Source organism: Caulobacter sp. UNC358MFTsu5.1 (assembly GCF_000712075.1).
Classification (GTDB): Bacteria; Pseudomonadota; Alphaproteobacteria; order Caulobacterales; family Caulobacteraceae; genus Caulobacter.
The window spans coordinates 45,806-57,751 of sequence record NZ_JONW01000009.1; the positions used below are offsets into that span (position 1 = coordinate 45,806).

15 protein-coding genes are annotated in these 11,946 nt (G+C 68.6%); 6 read left to right on the forward strand and 9 right to left on the reverse strand.

Translation table 11 applies throughout. From position 1 onward, the window contains the following. Positions 1 to 43: 43 nt before the first annotated feature. The 8 genes from gmk to BR39_RS0117645 form a co-directional block, all read right to left on the reverse strand. Positions 44 to 688: a guanylate kinase gene (gene gmk, locus BR39_RS0117610; RefSeq protein ID WP_029914622.1), complete on the reverse strand. Its 645-nt coding sequence runs from the start codon at positions 686 to 688 to the stop codon at positions 44 to 46. Further along, positions 678 to 1,559, reverse strand: a complete 882-nt coding sequence (locus BR39_RS0117615; protein WP_029914624.1) for a YicC/YloC family endoribonuclease — start codon at positions 1,557 to 1,559, stop codon at positions 678 to 680. Before BR39_RS0117615 ends, gmk begins: the two co-directional genes overlap by 11 nt. 1 nt (position 1,560) lies before the next feature. Next, positions 1,561 to 2,685: an endolytic transglycosylase MltG gene (mltG, locus tag BR39_RS0117620; RefSeq protein ID WP_029914626.1), complete on the reverse strand. Its 1,125-nt coding sequence runs from the start codon at positions 2,683 to 2,685 to the stop codon at positions 1,561 to 1,563. Further along, entirely contained in the window at positions 2,682 to 3,962 is a 1,281-nt protein-coding gene (fabF, locus tag BR39_RS0117625) for a beta-ketoacyl-ACP synthase II (RefSeq protein WP_029914628.1), read from the reverse strand. Before fabF ends, mltG begins: the two co-directional genes overlap by 4 nt. A 170-nt stretch (positions 3,963 to 4,132) precedes the next feature. Beyond that, positions 4,133 to 4,372: an acyl carrier protein gene (locus tag BR39_RS0117630; RefSeq protein ID WP_007672577.1), complete on the reverse strand. Its 240-nt coding sequence runs from the start codon at positions 4,370 to 4,372 to the stop codon at positions 4,133 to 4,135. A 187-nt stretch (positions 4,373 to 4,559) separates the two neighbouring features. Further along, positions 4,560 to 5,300: a 3-oxoacyl-[acyl-carrier-protein] reductase gene (gene fabG, locus BR39_RS0117635; protein WP_029914631.1), complete on the reverse strand. Its 741-nt coding sequence runs from the start codon at positions 5,298 to 5,300 to the stop codon at positions 4,560 to 4,562. 17 nt (positions 5,301 to 5,317) lie between these two features. Further along, entirely contained in the window at positions 5,318 to 6,262 is a 945-nt protein-coding gene (gene fabD, locus BR39_RS0117640) for an ACP S-malonyltransferase (protein ID WP_029914633.1), read from the reverse strand. A gap of 67 nt (positions 6,263 to 6,329) precedes the next feature. Then, positions 6,330 to 6,803, reverse strand: a complete 474-nt coding sequence (locus BR39_RS0117645) for a hypothetical protein (RefSeq protein WP_029914635.1) — start codon at positions 6,801 to 6,803, stop codon at positions 6,330 to 6,332. A gap of 167 nt (positions 6,804 to 6,970) precedes the next feature. On the opposite strand from BR39_RS0117645, the gene BR39_RS0117650 reads away from it, so the two are divergent. The 3 genes from BR39_RS0117650 to BR39_RS0117660 all read left to right on the forward strand — a co-directional run bounded on the left by BR39_RS0117650 (position 6,971) and on the right by BR39_RS0117660 (position 9,578). Further along, complete coding sequence (locus BR39_RS0117650; RefSeq protein WP_029914637.1) at positions 6,971 to 7,513, forward strand: peroxiredoxin; 543 nt, start codon at positions 6,971 to 6,973, stop codon at positions 7,511 to 7,513. Between the two features lie 81 nt (positions 7,514 to 7,594). Next, on the forward strand, positions 7,595 to 8,710 hold the full coding sequence (locus BR39_RS0117655) for an AraC family transcriptional regulator (protein ID WP_029914639.1): 1,116 nt from the start codon (positions 7,595 to 7,597) through the stop codon (positions 8,708 to 8,710). 70 nt (positions 8,711 to 8,780) lie between these two features. After that, a complete protein-coding gene (locus tag BR39_RS0117660) occupies positions 8,781 to 9,578 on the forward strand; it encodes a sterol desaturase family protein (RefSeq protein ID WP_029914641.1) in 798 nt (265 codons plus the stop codon). Positions 9,579 to 9,581: 3 nt separating this feature from the next. On the opposite strand, the gene BR39_RS0117665 is transcribed toward BR39_RS0117660, so the two are convergent. Further along, complete coding sequence (locus BR39_RS0117665; protein WP_029914643.1) at positions 9,582 to 10,238, reverse strand: hypothetical protein; 657 nt, start codon at positions 10,236 to 10,238, stop codon at positions 9,582 to 9,584. A 312-nt stretch (positions 10,239 to 10,550) separates the two neighbouring features. Between BR39_RS0117665 and rpsF the strand changes: the two genes are divergently transcribed. From rpsF to rplI, 3 genes are read left to right on the forward strand one after another with little or no spacing between them, the layout of a single operon-like run. Beyond that, a complete protein-coding gene (rpsF, locus tag BR39_RS0117670; RefSeq protein ID WP_029914645.1) occupies positions 10,551 to 10,931 on the forward strand; it encodes a 30S ribosomal protein S6 in 381 nt (126 codons plus the stop codon). Between the two features lie 15 nt (positions 10,932 to 10,946). Then, positions 10,947 to 11,222, forward strand: a complete 276-nt coding sequence (gene rpsR, locus BR39_RS0117675; RefSeq protein WP_029914647.1) for a 30S ribosomal protein S18 — start codon at positions 10,947 to 10,949, stop codon at positions 11,220 to 11,222. A 13-nt stretch (positions 11,223 to 11,235) separates the two neighbouring features. Continuing rightward, positions 11,236 to 11,820 carry a 50S ribosomal protein L9 gene (rplI, locus tag BR39_RS0117680; RefSeq protein WP_029914649.1) on the forward strand — a complete coding sequence of 195 codons (585 nt, stop codon included), beginning with the start codon at positions 11,236 to 11,238 and terminating at the stop codon, positions 11,818 to 11,820. The last annotated feature ends 126 nt before the right edge of the window (positions 11,821 to 11,946 follow it).

Consider the following 11,946-nt stretch of genomic DNA (forward strand, 5'->3'; position numbering starts at 1 on the left):
ATGCTACCCACGCGCGAACTTAAGGCAACGCTTGCCGAGCCCTCTAGACCTCTTCCTTCAGCAGGTCGGCCACCAGGTTGCCGATCCACGGGTTGCGGGCCCGCTTCTGGCGTTCGGCGTGGTAGATGTGGGCCAGGTCCGAATAGGCCTTGTCGAAGTCGTCGTTGAGGATGACGTAGTCGAACCGCTCCCAGTCGGCGACCTCGTCCTTGGCGCGCGACAGGCGGCGGGCGATGACTTCCTCGCTGTCCTGGCTGCGGGCGTGCAGGCGGCGGCTCATCTCGGCCAGCGACGGCGGCAGGACGTAGATCAGCACCGAGTCGTCCGGCAGCTGGGCGTGGACCTTCATCGCGCCCTGGAAGTCGATGTCGAACAGCACGCTCTCGCCGCGCTCCAGCGCCTCGACGACGGGCCCGCGCGGGCTGCCGTAGTGGTTGCCGTAGACCTCGGCCCATTCCAGGAAGGCGTCGTCCTGGATCATCACCTGGAACTTGTCGCGGGTGACGAAGTGGTAGTCGCGGCCGTCGTGCTCGCCCGGGCGCGGATCGCGGGTGGTGGCGCTGATCGACAGGTGCAGGTCGTTGTGGTCGGCCACCAGGCGGCGGGTCAGCGAGGTCTTGCCCACGCCCGACGGGGCCACGACCATCATCAGCAGGCCGCGCGTGCGTCCATGCGGGTTATTCGACATTCTGAACCTGTTCCCGGAATTGCTCGATCGTGGCCTTCAGATCCAGGCCGTGGGCGGTCAAGGCGGTCAGGGCCGACTTGCTGCAAAGGGTGTTGGCCTCGCGCATGAACTCCTGCGAGAGGAAATCCAGGCGACGGCCGGCGGCCGCGTCGGCGGCCAGCAGGGCGCGGGCGGCGGTCACGTGGCTGGCCAGGCGGTCCAGCTCCTCGCGCACGTCGGCCTTCACGGCCATGGCGGCGGCTTCCTGGACGATGCGCTCCTCCGAGGCGGCCTCGCCGATCAGCTCGGTCAGCTTGCGGGCGTAGCGCTCCTTGAGCACGGCCGGCTGGCCGGCGGCCTCCTGCGAGGCCAGGACGGTCAGGGCCTCGATGCGGTCGACGGCGCCGGTCAGGATCGGGGCCAGGGCGGCCCCCTCCTCCAGCCGCGCGGCCTTCAGCCCGTCCAGGGCGTGGGCGATCGTGGCGGACATGGCGGCCTCGACCTCGGCGCGGTCCTCGGCGGCGTCGTCCTCGTCGCGGGCGTCGATCACGCCGCGCAGGGCCAGCAGGCCGTCCAAGGTGGGCTTGGCGACCATGCCGGTCGCCACATAGGGCGCGCCGGCCTTCAGATAGCGCTCCAGCGCCTCGACATTGATCTGCACCGCGGCCTGGGCCTCGATGCGCTTGGCCTGCAGGTTGACGGTCAGCTGGCCGCGCTGGAAGCGGGCCTGAGCGCCGTCGCGGGCCGCGCGATCCAGGCCCTCGAAGCCCGGCGGGCCGCGGAAGCGGGTCTCGAGGTTGCGACCGTTGACGCTGCGCGCCTCCACCGCCCACGACCAGGCCCCGTGCGAGCCCTCGACGCGGGCGAAGCCGGTCATGCCTGACAGCGCCATCCTACCCTCCGGCGAGCGGGGTCTTGGAGGTGACAGGACCGGCCGCCTTGGAGCGCTCGATCTGCCGCCACTTGGCGACATTGCGCTCGTGTTCCTCGTAGGTCGAGGCGAAGACGTGGCCGCCCGTACCGTCGGCGACGAAATAGAGGTCGTCGCTCTTCATCGGGTTGAGCACGGCCTCGAGAGCGGCCTTGCCCGGGTTGGCGATCGGGGTCGGCGGCAGGCCGGTGATCAGATAGGTGTTGTACGGCGTCTCGCGCTGCAGTTCGGACTGCAGGATGCCCCGGCCCAGGGGCCGTCCGCGCGTCAGGCCGTAGATGATCGTCGGGTCGCTGCCCAGGCGGATGCCCTGGCGCAGGCGGTTGATGAACACCGCCGCCACGTGCGGGCGCTCGCGGGCCAGGCCGGTTTCCTTCTCGACGATCGAGGCCATGGTCACGGCCTGGTCCTTGGTCTCGAACGGCAGGCCCGGCTGGCGCGCGGCCCACAGCTTGTCCAGCAGGGCGTCGCGGTCGTCCATCATCCGCTGCAGCACCGCCGAACGGTCCTCGCCGCGCTGGACCTGATAGGTCTCGGGCAGGATGGAGCCTTCGGGCGGAGTCGCGACCGTACCGGTCAGCTCGGGCGCCCGCATCAGGATGTCGACCACCATGTCCGAGGTCAGGCCTTCGGCGATGGTCACCTGGTGGCGGACGATCTTGCCGTCGCGGATCTTGGCCAGGACCTGGCTGAGCGAGGCCTTGGAGGCGAACTCGTATTCGCCGGCCTTCAGCTTGCGGGCCGCGCCGGTGGTCTGGGCGGCGGTCAGGAACAGCGACGACGAGCGGATCACCCCGGCCTGCTCCAGGCTGGAGGCGATCTCGGGCAGGCTGGCGCCGCGCCGCAAGACGACGGTGGTGACGTCGCCCGAACGGGCGGCCGGCCCCGGGCCCTGGTAGATCCACACGGCGGCCAGCACCACCACCATCGCGGCCAGGCCCAGCATGGTCAGCAGGCCCGCGCCCGTGGCGGCGATGCGGCGTCCGACCGGCGCGGTTTCGCGCCGGCGCGGATTGGCCTTGCGGGGAGCCCCCGTCTTCGGCGCCGGCCGCGGGGTCCGGCGTTGCGGCGAGGGCTTCCGGCTCACGAGACTTTGCGGAACACGACGGAGGCGTTGGTGCCGCCGAAGCCGAAGCTGTTGGACACGGCCACGTCGATCTTGTGCGGCACGGCCTTGTTCGGCGCCAGGTTCATGGCGACGCTCACGTCCGGATTGTCCAGGTTGATGGTCGGCGGGGCGATCTGGTCGCGGATCGCCAGGACCGAGAAGATCGCCTCGACCGCGCCGGCCGCGCCCAGAAGGTGGCCGGTCATCGACTTGGTCGACGACATCACCACGTTCTTGGCGTGGTCGCCCAGGAAGCGCTCGACGGCCCCGGCCTCGATGCCGTCGGCCATGGTCGAGGTGCCGTGGGCGTTGACGTAATCGATGTCCGACGGCGCCAGGCCGGCGTCCTTCACGGCCGCCGACAGGGCCCGGAAGCCGCCGTCGCCGTCTTCCGACGGGGCGGTGATGTGATAGGCGTCGCCCGACAGGCCGTAGCCGATGACTTCGGCGTAGATCTTGGCCCCGCGCGCCTTGGCGTGCTCGTACTCTTCCAGCACCACGACGCCGGCGCCCTCACCCATCACGAAGCCGTCGCGGTCCTTGTCATAGGGACGCGAGGCCTTTTCCGGGGTGTCGTTGAAGGCGGTGGCCACGGCGCGACAGGCGATGAAGCCGGCCATGCCGACCTTGCAGACGGCCGCTTCGGCGCCGCCGGCGATCATCACGTCGGCGTCGCCGTACTTGATCAGGCGCGTGGCGTCGCCGATGGCGTGGGCGCCGGTGGCGCAGGCGGTGACCACGGCGTGGTTGGGGCCCTTGAAGCCGTAGCGGATCGAGACCTGGCCCGAGATCAGGTTGATCAGGGCCGAGGAGATGAAGAACGGGCTGACGCGGCGCGGGCCTTTGGCTTCCAGCTCGAGAGCCGTGTCGGCGATCGTCGACAGGCCGCCGATGCCCGAGCCGAGAATCACGCCGGTGCGGTACTTGTCCTCTTCCGTTTCCGGGACCCAGCCCGAGTCCTTCACGGCCTCGTCCGCGGCGGCGATGCCGTACAGGATGAAGTCGTCGACGCGCTTCTGGTCGCGCGGGCTCATGGTCAGGTCGGGGTTGAACGATCCCTCGACGTCCGGACCGCCGCCGCCGCGACCGTCGACGCGCGGAACCTCGCAGGCCACCTGGCAGGCGTATTCGGTCGGATCGAAGGCCGAGATCCTGTTCGCGCCGGACTTGCCGGCCAGGATGTTCTTCCAGGTGACATCGACGCCCTGACCCAGAGGGGTCAGGAGGCCAAGCCCGGTGACGACAACTCTACGCATGGATCACTCCCAACCTTCGCATCGCGGTCATATGGGGATGCTGACGACTCGGACAGCCCCCCGACCTCGAATCTCGGCCACATACGAAAACCGCCGCGCGCACGATGGCAAGAGCCCGTGCGACGCGGCGGTTGATAGTCCCGTTCGCTGAAATACGCGAACCCGACGCCTTAGGCGCCGGTCTTTTCCGTGATGAACTTCACGGCGTCACCGACGGTCTGGATGTGCTCGGCGGCGTCATCCGGAATTTCGATGTCGAATTCTTCTTCGAACGCCATGACCAGCTCGACGTTGTCGAGGCTGTCGGCGCCCAGGTCGTCGATGAAGCTGGCCTTTTCGGTGACCTTTTCCGGATCGGCGTCCAGGTGCTCGATGACGATCTTACGCACGCGCTCGAGAATGTCGGACATTCTGTTAGTCCCTCGTTTTGAATCTTGCAGTACCGCGGGAGGCTCGGACGAACCTCGCCCCCACGGGAATTGTCGGGCCACCGCCTATCACGTTCCTTTTCGAGTGACTAGCGGCACGTCCGATTAGAAATGTGGGCTTTCGTCTTTCCAAGCAGAAAGGCGCGGAGCCCAGGAAAAGACGGCCCGTCTAGATCATGGCCATGCCGCCGTTGACGTGCAAGGTCTGACCCGTGACGTAGCCGCCCTGGTCACTGGCGAGGTAAACGCACGCAGCGGCGATATCGCTCCCCTCGCCCAGACGTCCGGCGGGGATGGTCGACAGGATGCCGGCCTTCTGCTGCTCGTTCAGGGCGTCGGTCATGGGGCTGGCGATGAAGCCGGGAGCCACGCAGTTGACCGTCACGTTCCGGCTGGCCAGTTCCTGGGCCAGGGCCTTGGAGAAGCCGATCATGCCGGCCTTGGAGGCGGCGTAGTTGGTCTGGCCGGGGTTGCCCGTGACGCCGACGATCGAGGTGATGCCGATAATCCGGCCCGAACGGCGCTTCATCATGCCCTTGGCGGCCGCGCGGGCCAGGCGGAAATAGCCTTCCAGGTTCACCTTGATCACGGTGTCCCAGTCCTCGTCCTTCATGCGGACGATCAGGCCGTCGCGGGTGATTCCGGCGTTGGCGATCACGATGTCCAGCGGCGCGCCGGCGGCTTCCTCGGCCTTGGCGACCAGGCCGTCGACCTGTTCGGCGTCCGAGAGATTCGCCGCCACGGTCGAGACGCGCTCGCCGAACTGGGCCTTCAGCTCGGCCAGGGCCGATTCGCGGGTGCCCGAGAGCACGACATGGGCGCCTTGCTCGTGCAGGGCCTTGGCGATGGCCCCGCCGATGCCGCCCGTGGCGCCGGTGACGAGGGCGGTCTTGCCGGTGAGATCGAACATGATCTGATATCCTGGAATTAGAGCGACTTGGCGAAGGCTTCGAGGTCGGCCGGGCTGTTCAGGGGAACGGCTTCGGCGTCCGGAGCGATCCGCTTGGCCATGCCCGACAGCACCTTGCCGGCGCCGGCCTCGGCGAAGCGGGTGACGCCGCCCTCGCCCGCCAGCCAGGTCATGCTTTCGCGCCAGCGGACGCGGCCGGTGACCTGCTCAACCAGCAGCTTGCGGATGACGTCGGGATCGTGGACCGGCGCGGCGGTGACGTTGGCCACCAGCGGGGCGCGGGGCGAGACGATGGTGGTCTTGGCCAGCGCCTCGGCCATCTCGTCGGCGGCCGGCTGCATCAGCGGGCAGTGGAACGGAGCCGAGACGTTCAGCGGGATGGCCCGCGCGCCCAGTTCCTTGGCCTTCTCGATGGCCTTGTCCACGGCGGCCTTGGCGCCGGAGATCACCACGTTGCCGTTGTTGTTGTCGTTGGCCACCACGCAGACGCCGACCTCGGAACCGGCCGCGGCGGCGGCCTCGGCCAGGGCCAGGTCGGTCTTGGGGCCGATCAGCGAGGCCATGGCGCCTTCGCCCACCGGCACGGCGCGCTGCATGGCCTGGCCGCGCAGCTTCAGCAGCCGGGCGGTGTCGGCCAGGGTGATCGCGCCGGCGGCGGCCAGGGCGCTGTATTCGCCCAGGCTGTGGCCGGCCACGAAGGCGGCGCGGTCGATCCCGACGCCGAATTCCTTCTCCAGCGTGCGGGTTACGGCCAGGCTGACGGCCATCAGGGCCGGCTGGGCGTTCTCGGTCAGGGTCAGGTCGCCGTCGGGCCCCTCGGTCATCAGCTGGAACAGCTTCTGGTTCAGGGCGTCGTCGACTTCCTGGAAGACCTCGCGGGCGGCGGCGAAGGCCTGGGCGAGATCGGCGCCCATGCCGACCGTCTGGCTGCCCTGTCCCGGGAAGATGAAGGCGATGCTCATGGGCCCGCTCCGTCGTTACAAATCCAAGGGCGGGAGGGTTATGGGATCACCGCGCCACGGGCAAGGATCAGTTTTGACCGGGAACGGGGTCGAACGCGGCCTCGTGCGCGTTCGCCACGATCATCTCGGGCGAGAGCTGGACCGGCGGGCAGCCCTTGCGGGCCAGCTTCTTGGCGCTCCAGGACGGGTCGCAGGGGCGCGGCGTCTCGGCGGCCCGCATGGCGGCCATCATGACGATGTTCTGCTGGATCAGCGCCATGGTCCGCTTGTTGTAGTCGGGCTTGGGGATGCTGACCGACAGCGGCGGCTTGGGCGGCGGACAGTGCGGCGGCGTGGCGGCCGGGATCGCCCTGGGCATGACCGAAGGCGTCATCGGCGGGCGCGGCGTGGCCGGGATCGCGACTCGGGACGACGAGACCGCGCGGAACGATCGGATCGTCGGCGTCTCCGCCTGGGCCAGGGTCGTCGCGGCGGCCGCCAGCACCGCTATGGAAAGCACCGCTATGGAAAGCACCGCCGGGGAAAGGATCGCGCCGCGCATTCGAGCCGCCTCCGTCTGTCGCTCATCTCTACCATGGCGCGAGGCCGAACGCGACGGCCGAAGCATCCGCCGCCTCGACGAAGGTCGGCGTTTGGAAGGCGCGAGAATGGGGTTATTGAATCGACGACGCACTTGGCTGCGCCTCGCCTTCCCTCGGAGCCTCCCGCATGCAACGCCTGCTCACCGGTCTCGCCCTCTGCGGCGCCCTGCTGGCCGCCTCTCCCGCCCTGGCCGCCCTCAAGGTCGGCGAAAAGGCGCCGGACTTCACCGCCCCGGCCGCCCTGGCCGGCAACGATTTCAGCTTCACCCTGTCCAAGGCGCTGAAGAAGGGGCCGGTGGTGCTGTACTTCTTCCCCGCCGCCTACACGTCGGGCTGCACGGCCGAGGCCCACGAATTCGCCGAGGCGACGCCCGAGTTCGAGAAGCTGGGCGCGACGGTGATCGGCGTCACGGCCGGCAATGTCGACCGCATCAAGGACTTCTCCAAGGAGCACTGCCGCGACAAGTTCGCGGTGGCCGCCGCCAATCCAGCCCTGATCAAGACCTACGACGTGGTGCTGCCGATGAAGGACAACCTGTCCAACCGCACCTCCTACGTCATCGCCCCCAGCGGCAAGATCCTGCTGGCCTACAGCGACCTGAACTTCCAGGGCCACGTGACCCAGACCATGGACGCGGTGAAGGCCTACAAGGCCGGAAAGCACAAATAGACCGGCTTTCGGCCAGACTCTTCCGAAATCGGCGCGGCGGGACCAGCGCGGTCCCGCCCGCCTGATCCTAGGATCACGGCCATGGTCGACACGATCCTTCTCGAGACTCTCGCGCGCGGCGTGGCCATTGGCGGGTTCGCCGCCACCGGGCTGGGCCTGGCCGTGGACCGCCGCCCCTCGCCCGTCCGCTGGGTGGGGGCGCTGTTCTTCCTGTGCGCGGCCGCCCATGTCGTCGAGGGTTACCGGCCGGGCGGCGTGCTCGTGGCCTGGCTGCCGCTGTGCCTGATGTCGGTGGCGACCACGGGCCTGTTCTGGACCCTGGCCTACGCCCTGTTCGCCGACGAGCGGCGCTTTTCGCTCCACCGCCTGTGGCCGGCCGTGGGCCTGGCGGCCTGGTGGCTGCTGGCGCGTTCCCTGCCGCCGCCGATCTGCGAGCCCTTCTGGCTGGTCTTCAACCTGGCTTCGGCCGGGATCGTGCTGCACGCCCTGCTGGTGATCTGGCGCGGCTGGCGTGGCGACCTGGTGGCCGAGCGCCGGCGGATGCGCGGGCCGATCATGCTGGCCGCCGCGGGCTATATCCTGCTGCTCAGCGTCCAGAACCTGGCCGCCAACGCCGGGCTGTCGGGTTTCGGCCACGGGCGCCTGGCCCAGGCCCTGGTGCTGGCCGTCCTGGCCCTGGCCGGCTCGGTCGCCCTGCTGCGGGCCGAACCCGCCCTGGCCGCCGTCCCCGAGGCCGAGGACCGGCCGCCTGGCATCGCGCCCCTGGCCGACCACGACCTGTCGCCCGCCGACCGGCTGGTGCTGTCGCGGCTGGAGACGGCCATGGACGATGACGAGGTCTGGCGCGGCGAGGACCTGTCGATCACTGCCCTGGCGGCCCTGGTCGGTGCGCCTGAGCATCGCCTGCGCCGGCTGATCAACGGCGTGCTAGGCCATCGCAACTTTGCCGACTACGTCAACGGCCGGCGGATCGAGGCGGCCAAGACCGCCCTCGCCGCTCCCGACCTGGCCCTGAAGTCGATCTCGACCATCGCCTACGACCTGGGCTTCGCCTCGCTGGGGCCGTTCAACCGCGCCTTCCGGGCCGCCACCGGCGTCACCCCCACCGAATGGCGGACCGCCAACACCCCGGCCCCGGCCCGCCTGCGGCTGGTCGAAAGCGGCGATCCTTCGCCGAAAGCCGACAAGTCCGCCTGATTTCGCGATCGGCGCGACGAACCGGCCGCGCCGTTCTTGCCTCGGGTCATCGTCCAACCGAGGAAGTCCGATGCTCCCCTATCTCGCCGCGATGGCGGACAACTGGCTGCATGCCGCCTTCACCGACGTCAGCCGCTACGTGACCTTCGCGGTCGGCGTCTGGCTGACCCTGTGGGTCGTGCTGGCCGCGCCCCTGGCCGGGCGCAAGATCCGCGAGGGCCGGCCGCCGGCTCGGCAGCTGCTGATCGAGTTCGCCTGCTCGATCCGCTCGATCATGATCTTCTCGACAGTCGGCCTGATCAGTTTCGCCCTTTTCCGCGCCGGCCTGATGCCCGGCCCGTACATCGCCCGGGGCCTGGGCCCGGTCTGGTTCTGGACCAGCCTGGTCCTGATGGTCGTGGCCCACGACGCCTGGTTCTACTGGACGCACCGGCTGATCCACGACCGGCGGCTGTTCCGGACCTTCCACCGCCGCCACCACCGGTCCAACAGCCCCTCGCCGTTCACCGCCTACAGCTTCGACCTGGGCGAGGCGGCGATCAACGCGCTGTTCGTGCCGCTGTGGATGCTGCTGGTCCCCACCCAGTGGCCCGTGGCGGGCCTGTTCATGCTGCACCAGATCGTCCGCAACACCCTGGGGCACAGCGGCTACGAGCTGTTCCCGGCCACCCGCGACGGCCGCCCGCTGTTGCCCTGGCTGACGACGGTGACCCACCACGACCTGCACCACGCCCAGGCGGGCTGGAACTACGGGCTCTATTTCACCTGGTGGGACAAATGGATGGGCACCGAGAACCCGCGCTACCTGGAGCGGTTCGCGGCGGCGGTGTGCCGTCCGGGGCGCGAGGTGATGGCGGAGGCGGCCTGAACCCTACCAGGTCGAGCGGACCAGCTTGACCATCAGCCGCCCGTCCTGGACCCGCTCGTCGGCGGCGCGCAGGCTGACGGTGAACTCGGCGGGGATGTCGAACGGCCGGGTCAGGCTGAAGTCGACGCCCTCCTGGCCGGTGGTGCCGCCGCCGACGGCGATCGAGGCGACCGGGCGGCCGTCCAGGGTCAGTTCGGACCGCACGTTGGCCCGGGTCTCGGGCATGCGGCCGCGCACATAGACCGGCTGGGTGGCGTTCATGTCCATCGACAGGCGGACATAGTTGGCCTTGGGCAGCAGGCCGAAGCCGAACGAGCGGGCCAGGGACGAGCGGATCGCCGCCTCCCGGGCGTTCCAGGACGCGCCGACGCCCAGGGCGCGGTTCGCGGCGACCTGCTCGTCGGGCTTCTGGTTCAGGTTCAGCTCGAAATTATAGGTCGGATCGTCGATGGAGCCGGCCACCTTGGCGGTGAAGGTGGCGTTCTCGACGTCGCTGGACAGGTCCAGGGTCTGGGCGGCGGAATAGCCCTGGAAGTGGCCGTCCGAGCCCCAGACCGACAGGTCGGGCTTGCGGATCACCTCGCGGGCCGCCGCCGGATCGGCGAGGACCGCAGTCGCGGCCGTGACCGCGATCAAGGAAGCGAGCGTGCGAAACCCCATGAACCCCCGATAGCACAAGCCTTTGCGCGTCCAAAGCACCTGTCCGCCAATTTTGTATGACAGTTGTTCGAGCGCCCGGTTTTCGGGCGGTTCGCGCGGGGCGCGATCGCGGGCCGGGCGTCGCCTTCGCCCGAATCCGCAGGGTTTCCTTGCCTTGGCGCGGCCTTTCCTGTAATAGCGCGCGCTCTCACGGATGGCGGTCTTGCGCGCAGCCCTTTGGGTCGGGATTTCCCGCTCGGCATGCAGGATCCATCGTGGTCGACGGACTTCCGCCGTCGCCCGCGCCGCCTTCCAAGCCGGAAGAAGGAAAACATGGCGTTCTACGAACACGTGGTCATCGCGCGGCAGGACATCTCGCCGCAACAGGCCGAAGCTCTGAACGAGCAACTCAAGGCTCTCCTGGAAGAGAATGGCGGTCACATCGCCAAGATCGAGTACTGGGGCCTCCGTAACCTCACCTACCGCATCAAGAAGAACCGCAAGGGCCACTACTCCCTGCTCGCCATCGACGCTCCGGCCGCGGCCGTGAAGGAGATGGAACGTCAGCTGCTGATCAATGAAGACGTCCTGCGCTTCATGACCATCCGCGTCGAAGAGCTGGACCTGGAACTGTCGCCGGTTCTGGCCCGTCGCGACCGCGAACGTGGCGAGCGCAGCGAGCGCCCGCGCGACGACTTCGCGCCGCAAGCGTAAGGGAGAAGAGAGATCATGACCGATACCACTGCTCCCGAAGCCGGCGCTCCCGCCGCCGGTGGCGGCGCCCGCCGCCCCTTCTTCCGTCGCCGCAAGGTTTGCCCGTTCTCGGGCGCCAACGCGCCGAAGATCGACTACAAGGACGTGAAGCTGCTGCAGCGTTACGTCTCCGAGCGCGGCAAGATCGTGCCGTCGCGCATCACCGCGGTGTCGGCCAAGAAGCAACGCGAACTGGCCAAGGCCATCAAGCGCGCCCGCTTCCTGGCTCTGCTCCCCTACGTCGTGAAGTAAGGGAGACACCACGATGAAAGTCATTCTGCTCGAACGCGTCGAAGGCACCGGCGTCCTCGGCGACGTGGTCACCGTGAAGGACGGCTTCGCCCGTAACTTCCTGCTGCCGCGTTCCAAGGCCCTGCGCGCCAACTCGGCCAACCTGAAGACCTTCGAAGCTCAGCGCGCTGAGATCGAAGCTCGCAACGTCAAGAACCGCGAGAACGCCGGCAAGGCCGGTGAAGGCATCGACGGCCATCAGTACGTGATGATCCGTCAGGCCGGCGAAAGCGGCCAGCTGTACGGTTCGGTCGCGGGTCGCGACGTCGCCGACGCCATCAAGGCCGAAGGCGGCAAGGTCGATCGCTCGATGATCGTCCTCGACAAGCCGATCAAGACGCTGGGCGTCCACGAAGTGAAGGTGAAGCTGCACGCTGAAGTGACCGTCACGGTCACCCTCAACATCGCGCGCAGCCAAGACGAAGCCGACCGCCAAGCGCGCGGCGAGAACGTCATCGCCGCTCAGTTCGAGGAAGACCGCGCCGCTGACGCCGAAGCCGCCCAAGACATGGCCGAAGGCGGCGCCGGTTCGTTCGAAGGCGACCACTACGAAGCCTAATCCGGCTTAGTAGCGTCTAGAAAAACTGGAAGAACGGCGCGGAGAAATCCGCGCCGTTTTTTTCTGCGCGTTCGTCAAGAATTGCTCAGCTTGCGGGCGAACGCACGCATTCCCATCCTTTCGATA